This is a genomic window from Actinosynnema sp. NPDC023794 (assembly GCF_040639675.1).
In the GTDB taxonomy this organism is placed as follows: Bacteria; Actinomycetota; Actinomycetes; order Mycobacteriales; family Pseudonocardiaceae; genus Actinosynnema; species Actinosynnema luteola.
In genome coordinates, this window is record NZ_JBFAFR010000001.1 from 383,160 (window position 1) to 403,305 (window position 20,146).

Consider the following 20,146-nt stretch of genomic DNA (forward strand, 5'->3'; position numbering starts at 1 on the left):
ACGCACCGTGAAGCTGCTGACCATCGAGACCCGCCAGTACCTCGAGTACTACCACTCGCGCTACCGGCAGGTGCAGGACCTGGGCGTGGACCTGTACGTGCTCAACGGCGAGGGCACCGAGGACTTCTGGCCCGCCGACCGCTACCGCCTGGTGGGGTCGAAGAACATCGACGAGATGATCGCCACCGCCAAGCAGTGGCACGCCACCGAGGCGTTCGACGGCGTGATCACGTTCTCCGAGGCGGCCGTGGTGGCGGTCGCGGCGATCGCCGAGGCGCTCGGCCTGCCCGGCATCGGCGTCGAGGCGGCGCTGAACAGCCGCAACAAGTACCTGATGCGGCAGGCGCACGAGAAGGCCGGCGCGCCGATCCCCGGTTTCCGGTTCGTCACCTCGCTGGCCGAGGCGAAGGCGGCGGCGGACGAGTTCGGCTACCCCGTGATCGTGAAGCCGACGCTGGGCGCGGGCAGCCACTTCGTGTTCCGCTGCGACGACGAGGCCGAGCTGACCGAGCACTACGGGCAGGCCGCGCAGGGCATCCAGGACCTGTTCTGGGCCAACTCCGAGGCGGACGGGATCGACCTGGGGCCCAACGGGCTGCTCGTCGAGTCCTTCCTGGACGGCAAGGAGTACCTGATGGAAGCCGTCGCGTGGGACGGCGAGGTGTACCTCGGGTCGGTGGTGGACCGCATCACCGCCGAGGGTGGGACGTTCGACGACGACGTGCACCACGCGCCGACGTCGATGAGCCCGGACGACCTGGAGGCCGTGCACGAGGTCGTCACCGCGGGCGCGCTGGCCCAGGGCCTCACGAACAGCGTGATGCACGCCGAAGTCCGCTTCCACGAGGGCAAGCCGTACCTGCTGGAGATCGCGGCACGGGTCGGCGGCGGCGGGCTCGACATGATCGCCCGCATCACCGCCGAGCACGACCCGATCGCGGCCGTGGTGGACATCGGCGCGGGACGGCGGCCGAACGTCCGCCACTTCCGGCCCACCGGCACGCACATCGCCGCGATGTGCCTGATCTCCGACGCCGGGGTGGTGCGCGAGGTGCGCGTGCCCGAAGAGGTGTCCACTTCGGACCGCGTGTTCCTGCTCAAGATCACCGCACGGCCCGGCGACGTGGTCAAGCGCCCGCCGGACGGCAACACGATCATCGGCTTCCTCGGCGCCACCGGCACGTCGGAGGCCGACGCTTTCGCCCTGATGAACGACTACGCAGCGAAGATCGAGGTCGATTTCCAGTAGCGCCACACCGCAGGCGTCGCCGGCCCTCCGCGTCACATGTGGCGGACCGGTGGCGCCACCGGCCAGAGAGGACTCCACCCCCGTGTCCGAGCCCGAGCAACGCACCGCGCGCCGCCGCAGGTACCTGATGTGCCCGCCGGAGCACTTCGACGTCTCCTACTCCATCAACCCGTGGATGAACCCCGAGAAGCCGACCGACGCGTCCATCGCCCTGCTCCAGTGGAGCCGGCTCCGGTCGCTGTACCTCGACCTCGGCCACGACGTCGAGCTGATCGAGCCCGAGCCCGGGCTGCCGGACATGGTGTTCGCCGCGAACGGCGCGACCGTGGTGGACGGCCGGGTCCTGTCGGCGCGGTTCCGGTTCCGGCAGCGCGAGGCGGAGGGGCCGGCGTACCTGGAGTGGTTCCGCGAGCACGGCTTCCGCACGCACGAGGCGTTCTGGGTGAACGAGGGCGAGGGCGACTACCTGCTGGTGGGCGACCGGATCCTGGCGGGCACGGGCTTCCGCACCGACCAGCGCTCGCACGTGGAGGCGGCCCGGTTCTTCCGGCGCGAGGTCGTGACGCTCGACCTGGTCGACCCGCGGTTCTACCACCTGGACACCGCGCTGGCGGTGCTGGACGACGACCTGATCATGTACTACCCGGAGGCGTTCTCGACGTGGAGCAGGGGCGTGCTGCGCTCCCTGTACCCCGACGCCGTGATCGCCGGCGACCACGACGCCGAGGTGTTCGGCCTCAACGCCGTCAGCGACGGCAAGCACGTCCTGCTGGCGCAGGAGGCCACCCACCTGGCCGACCAGCTAGCCGACCGGGGTTTCACGCCCATTGGTGTCGACCTGTCCGAACTTCTCAAATCCGGCGGCAGCGCGAAGTGCTGCACGCTCGAACTGCGTGGGGAGCCAGCTCGATGATCAACTACGACGGCAAGAGGTTCCACCCGGTCACCGGCGGCGGTCCCGAGGAGAGCCGGGTCGCCGTGTACCACCAGGACGGCGACCTGCTCTGGGGCGAGTTCCTCGGCGGCAAGGCGCGCCGCGGCGCGCTGACCGGCACCGCGAAGCCCGACGGCGCGCTCGACTTCGCCTACTGCATGGTGCTCGACGACGGCCAGGTCATCTCCGGGCACTGCCGCAGCACGCCGAAGGTGCTGGAAGACGGCCGCATCCGCCTCGACGAGGTGTGGGAGCGCTTCGGCGAGCACGCCGCGTCCGGCGTCTCGACCATCGAGGAAATCCCCGCTCAGACCGCGAACTGACCGAGAGGCCGACGAGCAGCCATGACTTCCGCGAGCACCATCACCGCCCGCAAGGAGGACACGCCGCGCAAGGGCGGCGTCGTCACGTGGGCGTGCGCGCCGGGCTTCCCGCCCGCCGTGATCTTCCCGTTCACGCCCGCCGAGCGCATGGGCACCCGCAACATCCTGGAGTTCCAGGCGCTGATGTACCGGACGCTGTACTACTTCGGCAGCGACGGCACCCCGAACGTGGACTACACCCAGAGCATCGGCGAGGAACCGGTGTGGAGCGAGGACGGCCTGACCGTGCGGGTCAAGGTCAAGCCGTGGAAGTGGTCCAACGGCGAGACGCTGTCCGCCGAGAACGTGCTGTTCTGGGTGAACCTGATGAAGGTCAAGGGCGCCCGGTACGGCGAGTACGTGCCGGGCTACTTCCCGGACAACCTCACCGACTACGGCAAGGTCGCCGACGACGAGGTGTTCTTCACCTTCGACAAGGTCTACTCGAAGCACTGGGTGCTCTACAACCAGCTCAGCACGATCACGCCGCTGCCCAAGGCGTGGGACCGCACCGAGGCGGGCCCGGCGAACGCCTCCGGCGACCTCGCCGACGTCGAGGCGGTCTACGAGTACCTGATGGCGCAGCAGGGCAACATCGTCGACGAGGGCAACGCCCACCGCACCAAGTGGGCCGACAGCCCCATCTGGAGCATCGTGAGCGGCCCGTGGCGGCTCAAGAGCTACACGTTGGAGGGCGTGGTCACGTTCGTGCCCAACGAGCACTACTCGGGGCCGAACAAGCCGTACCTGGACGAGTTCCGCCAGGTGCCGACGTTCTCCGACGAGGAGCAGTACGACATGCTGAAGGCGGGCCCGGACGCCGAGAACGGCATCCAGGTCGGCTACCTGCCGCTGAGCTTCGCCACGGAGCCCGCGGTCGACCCGGTGGTCGGCGGACCGAACCCGTTGTCCGAGTACACGATGTTCCCGCAGTCGGCGTTCTGCATCCGGTACATCTCGTTGAACTTCAACAACCCGACCGTGGTCGGCAAGATGTTCGCGCAGACGTACCTCCGCCAGGCGTTGCAGTCCTCCCTGGACCAGGACACCGCGGTGCGCGACATCTACCAGGGTTACGCGTACCGGCAGAACGGCCCGGTGCCGATGTACCCGAAGACCGACTACGTCTCGCCGCGCCAGCGCGAGGGCGCGTGGCCGCTGCCGTTCTCCCCCGAGAACGCCAAGGCGCTGCTGGAGGCGAACGGCTGGGACACCAGCGTCACGCCCGCGGTGTGCGTGCGGCCGGGCACGGGTCCTGGCGAGGCGGGCGCGGGCATCCCCGCGGGCACGAAGCTGTCGATCCTGCTGCGCTACGTCGAGGGCCGCCCGGCCCTGACCCGGGTGATGGAGAACTTCCGCGACGCCGCCGCGAAGGCCGGCATCGAGCTGCGGCTCCAGGAGGTGTACGGCTCGATCCTCGTGGCCGAGGACGCGCCGTGCGAGCCGACCGCCACCACGCCGTGCACGTGGGAGATGTGCTGCTGGAACGGCGGCTGGGCCTACCACCACCCGACCGGCGAGATCCTGTTCTCCACCAAGGCGGGCGGCAACTTCGGCTTCTACAGCGACCCCAAGGCCGACGCGCTGATCGAGCGCACCGTCACCAGCGACGACCTGGACGTGCTCTACGAGTACCAGGACTACATCGCCAACGAGGTGCCGGTCATCTTCACGCCGAACTTCCCGATCCGGCTGTTCGAGGTCGCCAACACGCTCGGCGGGTTCGGGCCGATCAACCCGTACGGGATGATCAACCCCGAGAACTGGTACTACCGCGACTGATCCCCTCGGCACGGGGTCCGCACCGGACCCCGTGCCGCTTGTCCACCGCTCACAGGGGGTTCGCCCGTGGTCTTGTCCGCCGCGCCGCCGAGCACGCTCGGCGCGCATTCGCTGCTCGTGTTCCTGGTGCAGGTCGGTGTGCTGCTGGGGATGGCGCTCGTGCTCGGGCGGCTCGCCGTCCGGTTCGGCATGCCCGCCGTCGTCGGCGAGCTGGCGTCCGGCGTCGTGCTCGGGCCGTCGCTGCTGGGCACGTTCGCCCCGGTGTTCGACGACCCGGCCCAACTGCACCTGCTCGACGCCGTCGGCCAGTTCGGCGTGCTGCTGCTGGTGGGGTTCACCGGGATGCACCTCGACCTCGGCCTGGCTCGCCGACAGCGCCGGGCCGCCGCCTGGGTCGGCGCGGGAGGCCTGCTCATACCGCTGGGGCTCGGCGTCGGCGCCGGGTTCCTCCTGCCCGTCGCCATGCTCGGCCCGGCGGCGGACCGGCCTGTCTTCGCGCTGTTCCTCGGGGTGGCGGTGTGCGTGAGCGCCATCCCGGTGATCGCCAAGGTCCTGCTGGAGATGAACCTGCTGCACCGCGACATCGGGCAGCTCACCGTCACGGCCGCCGCCGTGGACGACGTGGTCGGCTGGTCGCTGCTGGCCGTGGTGTCAGGGATGGCCGCCTCCGGGCTGACCGCCGGGCACGTGGCGTGGTCGCTGGGCGCGCTGGCGGTGGTGCTCGTCCTCGCCCTGGTCGCGCTGCGACCGGTGACGCGCGGCGCGCTGCGGCTCGCCGAGCGCTCCGGTGATCCGGGCGTGACCGTGGCGGTGGTCGTGTTGCTGGTGATAGCGTCCGCCGCCGGCACCCACGCCCTGGACCTCGAGCCGGTGCTGGGGGCGTTCGTGTGCGGCTTGGTCATCTCGTCGGTCGGCGGTGTCGCCCGTGAGCCGCTGACCGCGCTGCGGACGTTCGTGATGGGCGTCCTGGCGCCGCTGTTCTTCGCGACGGCGGGCCTGCGGATGGACCTCACGGCCCTGCGGCACCCGACCGTGCTCGGCGCGGCGCTGGCAGTGCTGCTGCTGGCCGTGGTCGGCAAGTTCGCGGGCGCCTACGCGGGCGCGCGGCTGGCCAGGCTCAGCCACTGGGAAGGTCTCGCGCTCGGCGCGGGGCTCAACGCGCGCGGTGTCATCGGCGTGATCGTGGCGCTGGTCGGCCTGCGGCTGGAGGTGCTGTCGACCGAGGCTTACACGGTCGTGGTGCTGGTGTCGGTCGTGACGTCGCTGATGGCGCCGCCGACGTTGCGGTACGCGGCACGGCGGATCGCCGTGACCGACGAGGAGCGCGAGCGCGAGAAGGCGTTCGGCGGTGTGCAAGTCCTATCGAGAGTGGAGCCCCGATGAGCAACACCGACCAGCGGCCCCTGCTGCTCGTGGTCGCGACCGGCATGCGGTTGTACCGCGAGTACCTGCTGCGCTCGATCAGCGCGGAGTACCGGGTGCACCTGTTCCTGACCGCCGAGCCCGACTGGGAGAAGGAGTACGTGTCCGGCTGGACCGTGCTGCCTTCCACGACCGACGGGCCGGCCATGGCGGCGGCAGCGGCGGAGATCCACGCCGGCACGCCGTTCTCCGGTGTGCTGTGCTGGGACGAGGTGCGCATCCACGCCACCGCGTTCGTCGCGCAAGCCCTGGGCCTGCGCAACGGCGACCCGGACGTCATCTGGCGCCTGCGCGACAAGGGAGGCACGCGGGCGGCGCTCAAGGCGTCGGGCGTGCCGCAGCCGAAGTCGATCCCCGTCAAGACCGCGGACGAGGCGGTGGCGGCGGCGGCCGAGGTCGGGTACCCGGCGATCCTCAAGCCGCGCGGTCTCGGCGCGAGCCTGGGCGTGGTGAAGGTGCACGACGAGGACGAGGTGCGCGCGAACTTCGCGTTCACGGAGGCGGCGCGCGGGCCGGAGCCGGTGGTGTTCGACACCGACCAGCCGATCCTGGTCGAGGAGTTCGTGTCGGGCGAGGAGATCAGCGTCGACTCGGTGGTGCGCGACGGTGTCGTGACGCCGCTGTTCGTCGGCCGCAAGGTCGTCGGCTACCACCCGTACGCCGAGGAGATCGGCCACTTCGTGGACGCCTCGGACCCGCTGCTGACCGACGACGTGCTGCTCGACGTGGCCCAGCGGACGCACAAGGCGTTGGGCTTCACCGACGGCATCACGCACGCCGAGTACATGCTGACCGCCGAGGGCCCCAAGGTCATCGAGGTCAACGGCCGCCTCGGCGGCGACATGATCCCCTACCTCGGCCTGCTCGCCACGGGCGTCGACCCGGGTCTGGTCGCGGCGGGCGCGGCCACCGGCGGCGAGGTTGACGTCGCCCACGCGCACGACCGCGTGGCCGGCATCCGGTTCTTCTACGTCGAGGAGGAGGACACCACGCTCGGCTCGCTGGCGTTCGACTCCGCCAGGCTGCCGGAGGGCATCGACCGCGTCGTCACGGTCGCGCAGCCGGGCGCGGTCGTCTCACCGCCGCCCAAGGGCACCGTGTGGGGCCGCATCGCGTTCGCCATCGCCACCGGCGCCTCGCGCGACGAGGTCGCCGCCCGGCTCGACGCGGCCGAAGCCGCGCTGGACGTGACGAGCGCCTGATGACCACCGCGAAGAACACCGACCAGGGCATCTGGCGGACGTTCGTCGAGTCGCCGGCAGCCGTGAAAGCCATGCTGGCCGGCGTGTTCGTGAACAAGGTCGGTGGGTTCCTCAACATCTTCCTGGTGCTGTTCCTGACCGCCCAGGGCTTCTCCGCCGGTCAAGCGGCGACGGCGTTGGGCGTCTACGGCATCGGCAACGTCGTCGGCGTCCTGGTCGGCGGCGCGCTGGCCGACCGGCTGGGCGCGCGCAACTCCACCGTGCTCAGCATGGGTGGCGCGGCGGTGCTCACCGCCGCGCTGCTCTACCTGCCGGACTACGCGCTGCTCGTCGCCGCGGTGGCCGTGCTCGGCGCGGTCTCCCAGGTCTACCGGCCCGCCTCGGCCACGCTGCTGTCCGAGCTCACGCCCGACGACCGGCAGGTCATGGTCTTCGCCATGTACCGGTTCGGCCTGAACCTGGGCACGACCGCCGCGCCGCTGATCGGCTTCGGCCTCTACCAGCTCGGCGGTGACGACTACAGCCTGCTGTTCTGGGGCGAGGCGGCGGTCGCCGCGGTGTACGCGCTGGTCGCCTACCGCGTGCTGCCCGCCAAGACCGGGGTGAGGCAGGCGGCGGGCGACGAGCCGGCGCCCGCGGGCAGCTACGTCGACGTGCTGCGCGACCGGCGCTTCCTGGTGTACCTGGTGGCGACGTTCTTCCACGCCGTGGTCTACGTGCAGTACCTGTCGACGCTGCCGCTGGACGTGCAGGCCTCCGGGGTGCCGATCTTCTGGTACACGCTCGCGGTCGCGTTGAACGGCGGCGCGGTCATCCTGCTCGAACTGGTGGTGACCAAGAAGACGCAGCACATGCGGGCCAACCTGGTCGTCGCGGTCGCGTTCGCGGTGATCGGCGCCGGCTTCGCGCTGTACGCGCTGCCACTGGGCCCGGCGGTGATCGTGGCGGGCACGCTGGTGTGGACGTTGGGTGAGATCATCGGTGGCCCCATGTTGTTCGCCTACCCCGGCATGGCCGGCCCCGCGCACCTCAAGGGCCGCTACATCGGCAGCTTCCAGTTCGTCTACGGCCTCGGCGCCGCCGCGGGCCCGATCGTCGGCGGGTTCCTGTTCCTCCAGCTGGGCCACGGCGCGTGGCCCGTGCTGGCGGTGGTGGAGCTGGGCGCCGCGGTCGCCGTGTACGCGGCCATCCGCAACCGGGCGGGAGGAGCGGGCGGTGGGTGACTTCGACTTCCTCATCGGCCGTTGGTCGATCCACAACCGCAGGCTGCGGCAGCGGCTGGTGGGCAGCGACGACTGGGAGGAGTTCGCCTCCTCCTCGGACGTGCGCCCGGTCTTCGGCGGCGCGGGGAACGTGGACGAGATCACGTTCCCCGACGGCACGTCCGGCCTGACCGTGCGGCTGTTCGACGCCGCCACCGGTCGTTGGTCGCTGAACTGGGCGAGCAGCGACTCGGGCGTGTTCTTCCCACCGCTGTTCGGCTCCTTCACCGACGGCGTCGGCACGTTCCACGGCGACGAGGTGCAGGACGGCGTGCCCGTCCGCATCCGCTTCCTCTGGCACCGCATCACCGGTGACTCGGCGCGGTGGGAGCAGGCCATGTCGGCCGACGGCGGGCGGACGTGGGAGACCAACTGGTACATGGACATCACGCGCCAGGCGTGACCCGCGCGGCAGCCCCCGTCCCGGATCGAGGACGGGGGCTTTCCCGTGCGCTCAGGCCGCCACGGGCTCGTCCGCGTCGACGGCGTTCGGGTCGGGTTGCAGTGCCACCAGGACGACCGCGCCGAGCGTGAGCGCGACGCTCGCCAAGATGACCGGCAGGTAGCTGCCCGCGGCGTCGGCCAGGACCGCGCCGAGTTGGCTGCCGACCGCGACCGCGACCATGTGCAGCGCCCACAGCACGCCGATCGCGGTGCCCTTGCGCCCGCGCGGCAGGATCTTCGCGATCCACATCGTGGTGGCGACGACCGTGACGAGGTAGCTGGCGCCGAACAGCGCGCCGAACACCAGCACGGTGAACTCGGCGGCGAAGAACGGCGCGATCATCATCGACGCGGCGCGCAGCGCGTAGCCGCCGATCAGCGTGGCCCGGATCAGGCCCTTGTCGCACAGCCGGCCCGCCACCAGCGAACCGGCGATCTCCAGCCCGCCCAGCAGCACGAACGCCACCGAGCTGGTCACCGGCGCGACGCCGTGGTCGTGCATGTGCGGGAACAGGTGGACGTCGATGAACGCCATCGTCGTGCCGCAGGCGAAGAACGGCAGGATGAGGCCGCGCACCCGCTTGTCCGCCAACGCCATCCGGATGCCCGCCCAGAAGCCGTGCTCGGACGGCGCGGACGGCGCGGCGTTGCGGTTCGAGTAGCGCACCAGCAGCAGCGACAGCGGCAGCATCACGACCAGGAACACCACGCCGACGCCGAGCAGGATCTGCTGCCACGACGTGACCGCGCCCAGGAACGTCCACAGCGGCACCAGCACCATGAACCCGACCGCCGCGCCGTTGGTCAGCACCGCGTACAGGAAACCGGCGTTGCGGCCCTGGAACAGCTGGTCGGCCAGCACACCCAGCGGCACGAACGACAGCATCGTGCAGCCGATCGCGCCGAGGATGCCGTAGGTCGGCACGAACACCCAGATGTCCTTCGCCAGCGCGCAGATCACGAGCACCACACCGGTGATGCCCGCGCCGATCGCCAGCACCGGCACCGCGCCGATCCGGTCGGCCAGGTGGCCCACCGCAGACGACGCGAGCGCCGTCACGACGGCGAACAGCGTGGTGCCGACCGCGAGCGTGCCGCGGCTGACGTCGAAGTCCTCCGCGATCGGCAGGAACAGCACCTGGACGGTGGACTTCATCGACGAGCCCGCCATGGAGATGACGAAGCTGACGGTGGTCGCGAACACCGCGAACGCGGTGATGCCGGACGCGACTCTCGGCACGGTGCTCATTGTTCTCCAGATCCGCCCGCGGTAGCCGCCCGCCGGGCCCGTTCATGCTGCCATGCTCGTTGTCCTGCGAAAACACCGCTTCCGCTATCGCAGGTTGCGCCGAACAGCGCAATTCCGGAGGGCGTTCGACAGGACATGCGACACCCGCCCATAGGAAATCCCGATGCCGGCGACCGGAGGCATCCCGGCTGGGCCGGTCGCAGTCATTCACTTCACCTATCCTGTGGCCGTCACGAGGCCGGTCGACCTGGAGGCTCGGGAGATGTCGAGGATCGTCAAGGCAGTCATCGCCACGGGCAAGGGCGAACCGGTCCGCAGCCACGACATCGTCGTCCCCGATCCCGGCCCCGGCGAGGCGACCGTGCGCGTCCTGGCCTCCGGCGTCTGCCACACCGACCTGCACTACCGCGACGGCGTGATCGGCGACGCCTACCCGTACCTGCTGGGCCACGAGGCGTCCGGCGTCGTCGAGCAGGTCGGCCCCGGCGTGGACTCCGTGGCGCCCGGCGACTTCGTGGTGCTGAACTGGCGCGCGGTCTGCGGTCGCTGCCGCGCGTGCCGCCGCGGCCGGCCCGAGGCCTGCGTGGACGACCACACCGCGTCGACCAAGATGACCCTGACCGACGGCACGCCGCTGCAACCCGCGTTGGGCATCGGCGCGTTCACCGAGCTGACGCTGGTGCACGCCGGCCAGTGCACCCCGGTCTCGCCCAAGGCCGACCCGGCGGTCGCCGCCCTCCTGGGCTGCGGCGTCATGTCGGGCCTCGGCGCGGCGATGAACACCGGCGGCGTCACCACCGGCGACACGGTCGCCGTGATCGGCGTGGGCGGCGTGGGCTGCGCGGCCGTCGCGGGCGCCAAGCTGGCCGGCGCCACCACGATCATCGCGGTGGACCTCGACGAGCGGAAGCTGTGCCACGCCCGCGTGCTGGGCGCGACGGACGTGGTCGACGCCCGGCAGACCCCGGACGTGGTGGCCGCCATCCGCGCCCTGACCGACGACCTCGGCGCGGACGTGGTGATCGACGCCGCCGGCACGCCCGAGACGTGGCGGCAGGCGTTCTACGCGAGGGCGCTCGGCGGCACGTTCGTGCTCGTGGCACGCCCCGACTCCGGGATGCGCCTGGAGATGCCGTTGCTGGACACGTTCCTGCGCAACGGCACCTACCGGACGAGCTGGTACGGCGACTGCCTCCCGTCACGCGACTTCGCGCCGCTGATCGACCTGCACCTCCAGGGCCGCCTGCCCCTGGACCACTTCGTCACCGAGCGCATCGGCGTGGCCGAGGTGGAGCAGGCGTTCACCGCGATGCGCTCGGGCGACGTGCTGCGCAGCGTCGTGGTCTTCGCCTGACGACTGGTTTAGGTTAGCCTAACCTCCATGCCCCGGTACTCGGCGTTGGACCAGTTGCAGCTGAAGGTGCTCACCAAGGCCGTCGGCCTGGTCACGGCGACGCCCAACCAGCGCGAGGTGTTCGACCAGTTCGTCATGACGGTCACCGCGGTGGCCGACGTCGCGCCGCACCTGCGCCGGGTGACGTTCCGCGCGCCGGAGTTCGCCGAGTACCGCGTGACCGGCCCGGACGAGTGCTTCGGCCTGTTGATGCCACCCGCCGACCGGCCGTTGACGATGCCGAGCGCGGACCGCGTCAACGTCCGCACCGCGATCCGCGCCCTGCCCGCCGAGGACCAGCCGGACCTGCGCTGGTACACGATCCGGGCCCACCGCCCCGAGCTGACCGAGGTCGACGTGGACTTCGTCCTGCACGGCGACGCCGGGCCGGGCACCCGCTGGGCGACCCGCGCCGAGGTGGGCCGGTCCGTCGGCTTCCGCGCGGGCAACTCCGGCTACCGCCCGCCGTCCACCGGCGCCGTCCTGCTGGCCGCCGACGAGACCGCGCTGCCCGCCCTGTGCGCGATCCTGGAGTCGGGCGTGCCTGCGGACGCCCGGATCTTCGCCGAAGTGCCCGACGAGGACTACCGCGCGGCCGTCGACGCACCCGTCACCTGGCTCTACCGCGGCGCCGGCGCACCCGGCTCGCACCTGCTCCGCGCGGTGGCCGACCTGCCCTCCCCCGCACCGGACTACGCCTGGGTGTGCGGCGAATCTGCTCTGGCCACCACCGTCCGCCGCCACCTGGTGAAGGAACGCGGCGTCGACCGCCGTTCCGTGATGTTCAGCGGCTACTGGAAGCTCGGCGCCGCCCGGCCGTGACCGCCGACCCGTGCTACCACCCGCGCCGGGCGGGCCGGTTGCCCAGCTGCTCGTCACGGCTGCGGTAGACGATGTAGGGGCGGGTCAGGTAGCCCAACGGCATCGAGAACACGTGCACCAGGCGGCTGAACGGCCAGAACGCGAACAGCGCCCACGCGACCAGCGCGTGCAGCTGGAACCCGAGCGGCGCGACGGCCATCAGCTCCGGCTTCGGCCGGAGGTAGAAGATCGACCGGAACCACGGCGACACCGACTCGCGGTAGTCGTGCGGGTGGTCGGTGAGGTTGCCCAGCACCGTCGTGCCGAGACCCAGCACGATGGCGCCGACCAGCAGCACGTACATCACCTTGTCGTTGCGGGTGGTCGCGGAGAACACCGGGCCGACGGTCCGGCGCCGGTAGACCAGGATCGCCGCGCCCGCCAGCGTGCAGGCGCCGGCGAGCACCCCGAGCACGACCGCGACCACGTGGTAGGCGGTGTCGCTGATCCCCACCGCCTGGGTCCACGACTTCGGTACCAGCACGCCACCGACGTGGCCGAGCACGACGACCAGGATGCCGAAGTGGAACAGCGGGCTGCCCAGCCGCAGCAACCGGCTCTCGTAGAGCTGGGAGGAGCGGGTGGTCCAGCCGAACTTGTCGTAGCGGTAGCGCCAGAAGTGGCCCACGACGAACACCGCGATGGCCACGTACGGCACGACGACCCACAGCATGATGTCGAGCGTGCTCGGCTCGGTCATCGCGGGCCTCCTCGCGGCATGTACTCGGGTGGGGCGAACGGGGCCAGGCCGACCTCCTCCTCGGGAGGTCCCTCGGCGACCAGCCGGGCGATCGCCTCGTGCTCGTGGCGGCCCAGGGGCGGCAGGGTCGCCGACACCGACTCCAGGACGTGCGCCCACGGCGAGCCGGCCTCGCGCAGGCCGAGGCGGATGAGCTCCAGCCCGGCCCGGTGCTCGCACATCAGCCGCAGCCCGCTCGCCGGGTCGCCGGTGGCGGCGAACTCCAGCACCACGGCCAGGTGGTCGGGCAGCTCGCCGTCGTCGAGCTCGAGCCCGGCGGCCCGGTAGGCGTGCTTGAACCGCAGCAACGCCATGCCGCGCTTGCGCGTGTCACCGTAGGCGAAGTAGGTCAGGTAAGGGCTGAACCGCTTGCGGTGGTCGAACGTCGCCACGTAGTCGGCGGCGAGGTCGGTCGGCGACGTGGCCGCCACGTGGTCCAGGAAGGCGTCCAGCGGGGCGGCGAGTGGCGCGGGCACCGTCCGGGTCGCGGCGCGCAGCAACGGCAGCCGGGCGAACGACGGCTCGTCGGGGTAGCCCAGCAGCAACGACTGGACCTGCCACGCGGTGGCGCGCTGCGCGTCGGTGACGGTCACGGCTTCGGCTCCACCTCACCGGCCGGGTCTCCCCCACCCGGTCGCTCTCCCCCGCCCGGCCGCTCCGCCGGCGGGAACAGCCCGTCCGGGCGGCCCTTGCCGTCCCAGTTGAGCAGGTTGACCCGGTTGCCCTTGTCGACCGGCGCGGCGAGGGTGTCGGCCCTCTGGCGGTCGCGCAGCACCCGGAAGTTCTCCACCGCGATCGGCGACGTGCCGCCGGAGCCCTCGCCGAACGGGCCGGAGCCGCCCATGCCCGGCCCGCCCTCGTAGTCGAGGCTGCACTCGGTGGCCAGTTCCTCCAGCCCGTGCGCCTGCTCGGCGTGCGCGGGCGGGATGACGTAGCGCTCGTCGTACTTCGCGAGGGCGAGCAGCCGGTACATGTCGTAGACCTGCTCGCCGGTCATGCCGACCTTCGCCGCGATGGCCTCCTGCGGTTCGCGCCCGAGGTTGATGTCGCGCATGTAGCTGCGCATGGCGGCGAGCCTGCGCAGCACCGCGTCCACCGGCTCGACGTCGCCGGCGGTGAACAGCCGGGCCAGGTACTCGACCGGGATGCGCAGCGCCTCGACGGCGGCGAACAGGTTGCCGTGGTCCTCGGCGTCGTGGCCGGTGTCGCGCACGACGTCGACCACGGGCGAGAGCGGCGGGATGTACCAGACCATCGGCATCGTGCGGTACTCCGGGTGCAGCGGCAGCGCGACCTTGAACGTGGTGATCAGCGCGTGGATCGGCGAGCGCTGCGCCGCCTCGATCCAGTCGCGCTGGATGCCGGCGCGTTCGGCCTCGCGGATGACGACGGGGTCGTTCGGGTCGAGGAACACCCGCCGTTGCGCCTCGCACAGGTCCTTCTCGTCGGGTGTCGAGGCCGCTTCGAGCACCTTGTCGGCGTCGTAGAGGACCAGTCCGATGTAGCGCAGGCGTCCCACGCACGTCTCCGCGCAGACGGTGGGTATGCCGACCTCGACGCGGGGGAAGCAGAACGTGCACTTCTCGGCCTTGCCGGTGCGGTGGTTGAAGTAGACCTTCTTGTACGGGCAGCCCGACACGCACATCCGCCAGCCGCGGCAGCGGTCCTGGTCGACCAGCACGATGCCGTCCTCGGCGCGCTTGTAGATCGCGCCGGACGGGCACGACGCGGCGCACGAGGGGTTGAGGCAGTGCTCGCAGATGCGCGGCAGGTAGAACATGAACGTCCGCTCGAACTCGAACTTCACCTTGTCGGCGATGCCCTCGAGCATCGGGTCCTCGTCACCGTGGTCGGGCGAGCCGCCGAGGTCGTCGTCCCAGTTCGCCGACCAGGTGATCTTCGTGGGCTCGCCGCTGATCAACGACCGCGGCCGGGCGACCGGGGTGTGCTCCTGCAGCGGCGCGCTGGTGAGGTTGTCGTAGTCGTAGGTCCAGGGCTCGTAGTAGTCGTCGAGCCCGGGCATCTTCGGGTTGCTGAAGATGGTGAGCAGCTTGCGCAGCCGGCCGCCGCCCTTGAGCTTCAACCGGCCGCGCTTGGTGAGCGCCCAGCCGCCGCGCCAGCGCTCCTGGTCCTCGTAACGGCGCGGGTAGCCCTGCCCGGGACGGGTCTCGACGTTGTTGAACCAGACGTACTCGACGCCGGGGCGGTTGGTCCAGGCCTGCTTGCACGTCACCGAGCACGTGTGGCAGCCGATGCACTTGTCCAGGTTCATCACCATCGCCAACTGGGCCATCACGCGCATCAGTACCGCACCTCCTGGCCGCGACGGCGGATCACGGTCACCTCGTCGCGCTGGTTGCCGGTCGGGCCGAGGTAGTTGAACGCGAACGACAGCTGGGCGTAGCCGCCGATCAGGTGCGAGGGTTTGATCAGCAACCTGGTCAACGAGTTGTGGATGCCACCGCGCTTGCCGGAGGTCTCCGCGCGCGGCACGTCGATCAGCCGGTCCTGGGCGTGGTGCATGTAGACCGTGCCCTCGGGCATCCGGTGCGACACGACCGCCCGCGCGACCACGACGCCGTTGCGGTTGACCGCCTCGATCCAGTCGTTGTCGGCCACGCCGATCTTCGCCGCGTCCTCTTTGGACATCCAGATGGTCTGCCCGCCGCGCGACAGGCTGAGCATGAACAGGTTGTCCTGGTACTCGGAGTGGATGGACCACTTGGAGTGCGGCGTCAGGTAGCGCACCGTGACGCCCAGCTCGCCCCGCTCGCCGATGCGGGGTTCGCCGAACAGGGCGTGCATGTCCAGCGGCGGCCGGAACACCGGCAGCTGCTCGCCCAGCTCGGCCATCCAGTCGTGGTCGAGGAAGAAGTGCTGGCGTCCGGTGAGGGTGTGCCAGGGCTTGAGGCGCTCGACGTTGATCGTGAACGGCGAGTAGCGGCGTCCCCCGGTCTCCGACCCGGACCACTCCGGGGAGGTGATCACGGGCACCGGCGCGGCCTGGGTGTCGGCGAAGGTGATCCGCTTGCCCTCGTGCTCGGCGGCGAGGTCGGCCAGCGCCGTTCCGGTGCGCTGTTCGAGCGTGCGGAAGCCCTGGGTGGCCAGGTGGCCGTTCGTGGTGCCGGACAGGGCGAGGATCGCTTCGCACGCGTGCACGTCGCGCACCAGCGACGGTCGCCCGTCGGCCGGGCCGCCGCGGATGGCGCCGTTCTGGTGCCGCAGGTGCTCCACCTCCCGTTCGACGCGGAAGGTGACGCCCTTGGTGGTGGCGCCGAGCGACTCGGCCAGCGGGCCGAGCGCGCCCATCTTGGCCCCGATCGCGGTGTAGTCGCGTTCCACCACCGCGAGCCTCGGCATGGTGACGCCGGGGACCGGCTCGCACTCGCCGGCCTTCCAGTCGCGCACCACGCCGTGCGGGGTGGCGAGTTCGTCGGGGGTGTCGTGCAGCAGCGGTGTGGCCACGACGTCCCGGCGCACGCCCAGGTGCTCCTCCGCCAGCGTGCTGAAGACCTGCGCGATGGCCTGGAACGCGGCCCAGTCCGTGCGGGTCTGCCAGGGCGGCGCGATCGCCGGGTTGAACGAGTGCACGAACGGGTGCATGTCGGTGGTGTTGAGGTCGTGCTTCTCGTACCAGGTCGCGGCGGGCAGCACGACGTCGGAGAACAGGGTGGTGCTGGTCATCCGGAAGTCCAGCGACAGCAGCAGGTCCAGCTTGCCGACCGGCGCCTCGTCGTGCCAGACCACGTCGCGCGGCCGGTGCTCCGGCGGGGTCTCCCGCGCGCGCAGCGAGTGGTCGGCGCCCAGCAGGTGCTTGAGGAAGTACTCGTTGCCCTTGCCGGACGAGCCGAGCAGGTTGGCCCGCCAGATGCTCAGCACGCGCGGGAAGTTCTCCGGCGAGTCGGGGTCCTCGCAGGCGAAGCGCAGCCGGCCCGCCTTGAGCTCCGCGACGACGTGCTCACCCACCGGCAGCCCGGCCCGCTCGGCGTCGTCGGCCAGGTCGAGCGGGTTGCGGTCGAACGTCGGGTAGGAGGGCATCCAGCCCATCCGCGCGGACTGGGCGATCACGTCGGCGGTGGTCCTGCCCGCGAGCCGGCCGCCGGTCGTGGCGGACGCGAGGGTGTCCGCGCCGAACCGGTCGTAGCGGAACTGGTCGGTGTGCAGGTACCAGTACGCGGTCTGGATCATCTGGCGCGGCGGGCGCGACCAGTCCAGCCCGAACGCCAGCTGCGACCAGCCCGTGACCGGACGGCACTTCTCCTGCCCGACGTAGTGCGCCCAGCCGCCGCCGTTGACGCCCTGGCAGCCGGTGAGCGTGGTCAGGGCCAGGAAGGCGCGGTAGATCGTGTCCGAGTGGAACCAGTGGTTGGTCCCCGCGCCCATGATGATCATCGACCGGCCGCGGGTGTCCTCGGCGTTGGCGGCGAACTCCCGGGCGATCCGGGCGGCGGCGCTCGCCGGGACGCCGGTGATCGTCTCCTGCCACGCGGGCGTGCACGGCTGCCCGGCGTCCTCGTAGCCGCTGGGCCAGGCGCCCGCGAGGCCGTCGCGGCGCACGCCGTACTGCGCGAGCAGCAGGTCGAACACCGTCGTGACCGGGTGCCCGCCGACGTGCCGCACGGGGACGCCTCGGCGCACGGTCGTCGCCGCACCGCCCGGGGAGTCGAACCGGGGCAGCTCCACCACCACCGACTCGCCGCCGTGCGCGGACAGCAGCGGGTCGACGTCGCCGAGGTCGAGGTTCCACCGGCCCGCGCCGTGCTCGCCGAAGCGGAAGCCGAGCGAGCCGCCGGGCACCGCGGGCTCACCGGAGGCCGAGTCGAGCAGGACGGTCTTGAACGCCGCGTGCTCCTGGCCGGCGTGGTCGGGCAGGTCGGCGGCGGTGAGGAACTTGCCGGGCCGGTGGACGTCGCCGTGCCGGTCGAGCCGGACCAGGAACGGCAGGTCGGTGTAGCGCTTGGCGTAGTCGGCGAAGTACGGCACCTGGCGGTCGACGAAGAACTCGCGCAGGATCACGTGGCCCATCGCCATGGCCAGCGCGCCGTCCGTGCCGGGCTGGGCCGCCAGCCACTCGTCGGCGAACTTCACGTTGTCGGCGTAGTCCGGCGACACCGCGACGACCTTCTGCCCCCGGTAGCGGGCCTCGGCCATCCAGTGCGCGTCCGGCGTGCGGGTCACCGGGAGGTTGGAGCCCCACATGATCAGGTAGCCGGCGTCCCACCAATCACCCGATTCAGGGACATCGGTCTGGTCGCCGAACACCTGCGGCGAGGCCACGGGCAGGTCCGCGTACCAGTCGTAGAACGACAGCATCGCGCCGCCCAGCAGCGACACGAACCGCGCGCCCGAGGCGTGCGACACCATCGACATGGCGGGGATCGGGGAGAAGCCGGCGACCCGGTCCGGTCCGTGGGCCTTGATCGTGTGCACGTGCGCGGCGGCGACCATTTCGGTCGCCTCGTCCCACGACGCGCGCACCAGGCCGCCCCTGCCCCGGGCCGCCTTGTACCGCCGTGCCCGCTCGGGGTCCTCCACGACGTCGGCCCACGCCAGCACGGGATCACCGGTGCGCGCCTTGGCCTCCCGGTACATCTCCAGCAGCACGCCCCGCACGTACGGGTACCGCACGCGGGTCGGCGAGTAGGTGTACCAGGAGAACGCGGCGCCGCGCGGGCAGCCGCGCGGCTCGTACTCCGGGCGGTCCGGGCCCGCGGACGGGTAGTCGGTCTGCTGCGCCTCCCACGTGATGATCCCGTCCTTGACGTAGACCTTCCACGAGCACGACCCGGTGCAGTTCACCCCGTGGGTGGAACGCACCACCTTGTCGTGGCTCCACCGGTCCCGGTAGAACTCGTCGGCCTGCCGCCCGCCGATCTCGTGCAACGTCCGCAGGTCCGGCGAGATGTCGGCGCGGGTGAAGAACCGGCGGGTGCGCACCAGGGCCTCGGCCAGTCCGCCGTCCAGCCCGGCGCTCGTCGGCGGTGGTCCGGTCCCGGTGCTCACGTCGTCACCCCTTCCCTCGGGGGAACCGCCCGCACGGCGCGACGCACGGCGGTCGCGGTGAACAGGAGCGCGGCCAGGGCGACGACGGCGAGCGCGGCGAGCCCGAGCGCGTACGAGGACAGCGCGCCGTAAAGAGCGCCCATCACCAGCGGCGGCACGAACCCGCCGAGCCCGCCGGCCGCGCCGACCACGCCGGTGACCGAGCCGACCTTGTCCGCCGGCGCGAGCAGCGCGACCAGCGCGAACACCGCGCCGCTGCCCGCACCGAGCGCGGCGGCCATGGCCAGGAACGCGATCGTGCCCAGCGGCATCAGCGCCGGCGTGAACGCCTGCGCCACCGCGCCCGCGGTCACCACGGCCAGGCAGGCGACGAGCACCCGTGCCGGGTCCGATCGGTCCGACAGCCATCCGCCCACCGGTCGCATCACGACCGCGAGCAGCACGAACCCGGCCATCCGGTTGGCCGCGTCCGCCTGCGTCAGGCCGTAGGCGGCGCCGAGGTACGCGGGCAGGTACACCGAGAACGCGACGAACCCGCCGAACGCCACCGCGTACAGCGCCGACGCCTGCCACGTGATGGGCAGCCGCGCGGTGGCCGCCATCCGGGCGGCCACCGACCCGGTCGGCACCGTCCGCCCCGGCGCGTCGCGCAACAGCAGGGCCGCGACGACCGCGTAGACCGCCAGCACGACCGCCGTCACCGCGAACGGTGTCGCCACGCCCCACCGCTCGACCAGCTTCACCGTGGTCAGGGCGCTGATCGCGGTGCCGCCCATGCCCGCGCCGAAGATCCCGATCGCCAGGCCACGCCGCTCGGGCGGGAACCACAGGTTGACGAACGGCACGCCGACCGCGAACGCCGTGCCGCCCACGCCCAGGAAGAACCCCCCGACGAGCAGCGCGGCCAGCGACGTGTGCCCGACCAGCCCGAGGAACAGGACCGGCACGATCGTCACCGCCGAGACCAGCGGGAACATCACCCGGCCGCCGAACCGGTCGGTGAGCGCGCCGACCGGTATCCGCCCGACCGACCCCACCACCACCGGGACCGCGACCAGCAACGCCTGCTGGAACGCGCTCAGCCCCAGGTCGTCCTTGAACCGGGGCCCCAGCGGGCTCAGCAGCGCCCAGGCCCAGAAGTTCAGCGCGAACCCGACCGTGGCCAGGCCGAGCATCAGCGCCCGCCGAGCGGTCGTCGGCGGGCGGTCGTCCGTGGCCGGCACTGCTGACAAGCCCATGACCGA

General features: G+C 71.5%; 16 protein-coding genes. 10 read left to right on the top strand and 6 right to left on the bottom strand.

What is annotated here, in order from left to right; all coding sequences use genetic code 11:
- The first annotated feature begins 7 nt into the window (after positions 1-7).
- The 8 genes from AB0H12_RS01675 (at position 8) to AB0H12_RS01710 (ending at position 8,616) form a co-directional block, all read left to right on the top strand.
- On the top strand, positions 8-1,249 hold the full coding sequence (locus AB0H12_RS01675) for an ATP-grasp domain-containing protein (RefSeq protein ID WP_499620031.1): 1,242 nt from the start codon (positions 8-10) through the stop codon (positions 1,247-1,249).
- A gap of 82 nt (positions 1,250-1,331) precedes the next feature.
- Positions 1,332-2,162 (top strand): dimethylargininase, encoded by an 831-nt coding sequence (gene ddaH / locus AB0H12_RS01680; RefSeq protein WP_372470762.1) that lies wholly within the window; start codon positions 1,332-1,334, stop codon positions 2,160-2,162.
- Positions 2,159-2,506, top strand: a complete 348-nt coding sequence (locus AB0H12_RS01685; protein WP_230571786.1) for an avidin-fold protein — start codon at positions 2,159-2,161, stop codon at positions 2,504-2,506. Before ddaH ends, AB0H12_RS01685 begins: the two co-directional genes overlap by 4 nt.
- Positions 2,507-2,527: 21 nt before the next feature.
- Positions 2,528-4,327, top strand: a complete 1,800-nt coding sequence (locus AB0H12_RS01690) for an ABC transporter substrate-binding protein (protein ID WP_499620032.1) — start codon at positions 2,528-2,530, stop codon at positions 4,325-4,327.
- 66 nt (positions 4,328-4,393) lie between these two features.
- Positions 4,394-5,710 (top strand): cation:proton antiporter, encoded by a 1,317-nt coding sequence (locus AB0H12_RS01695; protein WP_499620033.1) that lies wholly within the window; start codon positions 4,394-4,396, stop codon positions 5,708-5,710.
- Positions 5,707-6,951 carry an ATP-grasp domain-containing protein gene (locus tag AB0H12_RS01700; RefSeq protein WP_499620035.1) on the top strand — a complete coding sequence of 415 codons (1,245 nt, stop codon included), beginning with the start codon at positions 5,707-5,709 and terminating at the stop codon, positions 6,949-6,951. The genes AB0H12_RS01695 and AB0H12_RS01700 overlap by 4 nt, the downstream gene beginning before the upstream one ends.
- Positions 6,951-8,174, top strand: a complete 1,224-nt coding sequence (locus tag AB0H12_RS01705) for an MFS transporter (protein WP_499620036.1) — start codon at positions 6,951-6,953, stop codon at positions 8,172-8,174. Before AB0H12_RS01700 ends, AB0H12_RS01705 begins: the two co-directional genes overlap by 1 nt.
- The gene (locus AB0H12_RS01710; protein WP_499620038.1) at positions 8,167-8,616 is read left to right on the top strand and encodes a hypothetical protein; all 450 of its coding nucleotides are present in this window, start codon (positions 8,167-8,169) and stop codon (positions 8,614-8,616) included. The genes AB0H12_RS01705 and AB0H12_RS01710 overlap by 8 nt, the downstream gene beginning before the upstream one ends.
- 51 nt (positions 8,617-8,667) lie before the next feature.
- Here the strand turns inward: AB0H12_RS01710 and AB0H12_RS01715 are convergent, their stop codons facing one another.
- On the bottom strand, positions 8,668-9,897 hold the full coding sequence (locus AB0H12_RS01715) for an MFS transporter (protein ID WP_499620039.1): 1,230 nt from the start codon (positions 9,895-9,897) through the stop codon (positions 8,668-8,670).
- A gap of 271 nt (positions 9,898-10,168) precedes the next feature.
- On the opposite strand from AB0H12_RS01715, the gene AB0H12_RS01720 reads away from it, so the two are divergent.
- Together AB0H12_RS01720 and AB0H12_RS01725 are read left to right on the top strand one after the other, a co-directional pair.
- A complete protein-coding gene (locus AB0H12_RS01720; protein ID WP_499620041.1) occupies positions 10,169-11,260 on the top strand; it encodes an S-(hydroxymethyl)mycothiol dehydrogenase in 1,092 nt (363 codons plus the stop codon).
- Between the two features lie 27 nt (positions 11,261-11,287).
- Positions 11,288-12,121: a siderophore-interacting protein gene (locus AB0H12_RS01725; RefSeq protein WP_499620042.1), complete on the top strand. Its 834-nt coding sequence runs from the start codon at positions 11,288-11,290 to the stop codon at positions 12,119-12,121.
- Positions 12,122-12,134: 13 nt separating this feature from the next.
- Here AB0H12_RS01725 and narI read toward each other — a convergent pair whose 3' ends face one another.
- Genes narI through AB0H12_RS01750 form a run of 5 tightly spaced genes read right to left on the bottom strand, consistent with a single transcriptional unit; the run spans position 12,135 to position 20,140 of the window.
- A complete protein-coding gene (gene narI, locus AB0H12_RS01730) occupies positions 12,135-12,860 on the bottom strand; it encodes a respiratory nitrate reductase subunit gamma (protein ID WP_499620044.1) in 726 nt (241 codons plus the stop codon).
- Positions 12,857-13,492: a nitrate reductase molybdenum cofactor assembly chaperone gene (narJ, locus tag AB0H12_RS01735; protein WP_499620045.1), complete on the bottom strand. Its 636-nt coding sequence runs from the start codon at positions 13,490-13,492 to the stop codon at positions 12,857-12,859. The genes narI and narJ overlap by 4 nt, the downstream gene beginning before the upstream one ends.
- Positions 13,489-15,201 (bottom strand): nitrate reductase subunit beta, encoded by a 1,713-nt coding sequence (narH, locus tag AB0H12_RS01740; RefSeq protein WP_499620046.1) that lies wholly within the window; start codon positions 15,199-15,201, stop codon positions 13,489-13,491. The genes narJ and narH overlap by 4 nt, the downstream gene beginning before the upstream one ends.
- Entirely contained in the window at positions 15,201-18,902 is a 3,702-nt protein-coding gene (locus AB0H12_RS01745; RefSeq protein WP_499620048.1) for a nitrate reductase subunit alpha, read from the bottom strand. Before AB0H12_RS01745 ends, narH begins: the two co-directional genes overlap by 1 nt.
- Complete coding sequence (locus AB0H12_RS01750) at positions 18,899-20,140, bottom strand: MFS transporter (protein WP_499620050.1); 1,242 nt, start codon at positions 20,138-20,140, stop codon at positions 18,899-18,901. Before AB0H12_RS01750 ends, AB0H12_RS01745 begins: the two co-directional genes overlap by 4 nt.
- Positions 20,141-20,146 lie beyond the last annotated feature (6 nt).

Bases quoted from the DNA above. Each gene is read 5' to 3' on its own strand.
- AB0H12_RS01685 (WP_230571786.1), top strand. From the start codon at position 2,159: ATGATCAACTACGACGGCAAGAGGTTCCACCCGGTCACCGGCGGCGGT.
- AB0H12_RS01690 (WP_499620032.1), top strand. From the start codon at position 2,528: ATGACTTCCGCGAGCACCATCACCGCCCGCAAGGAGGACACGCCGCGC.
- AB0H12_RS01700 (WP_499620035.1), top strand. From the start codon at position 5,707: ATGAGCAACACCGACCAGCGGCCCCTGCTGCTCGTGGTCGCGACCGGC.
- AB0H12_RS01705 (WP_499620036.1), top strand. From the start codon at position 6,951: ATGACCACCGCGAAGAACACCGACCAGGGCATCTGGCGGACGTTCGTC.
- AB0H12_RS01720 (WP_499620041.1), top strand. From the start codon at position 10,169: ATGTCGAGGATCGTCAAGGCAGTCATCGCCACGGGCAAGGGCGAACCG.
- AB0H12_RS01725 (WP_499620042.1), top strand. From the start codon at position 11,288: ATGCCCCGGTACTCGGCGTTGGACCAGTTGCAGCTGAAGGTGCTCACC.
- narI (WP_499620044.1), bottom strand. From the start codon at position 12,860: ATGACCGAGCCGAGCACGCTCGACATCATGCTGTGGGTCGTCGTGCCG.
- narH (WP_499620046.1), bottom strand. From the start codon at position 15,201: ATGCGCGTGATGGCCCAGTTGGCGATGGTGATGAACCTGGACAAGTGC.
- AB0H12_RS01750 (WP_499620050.1), bottom strand. From the start codon at position 20,140: ATGGGCTTGTCAGCAGTGCCGGCCACGGACGACCGCCCGCCGACGACC.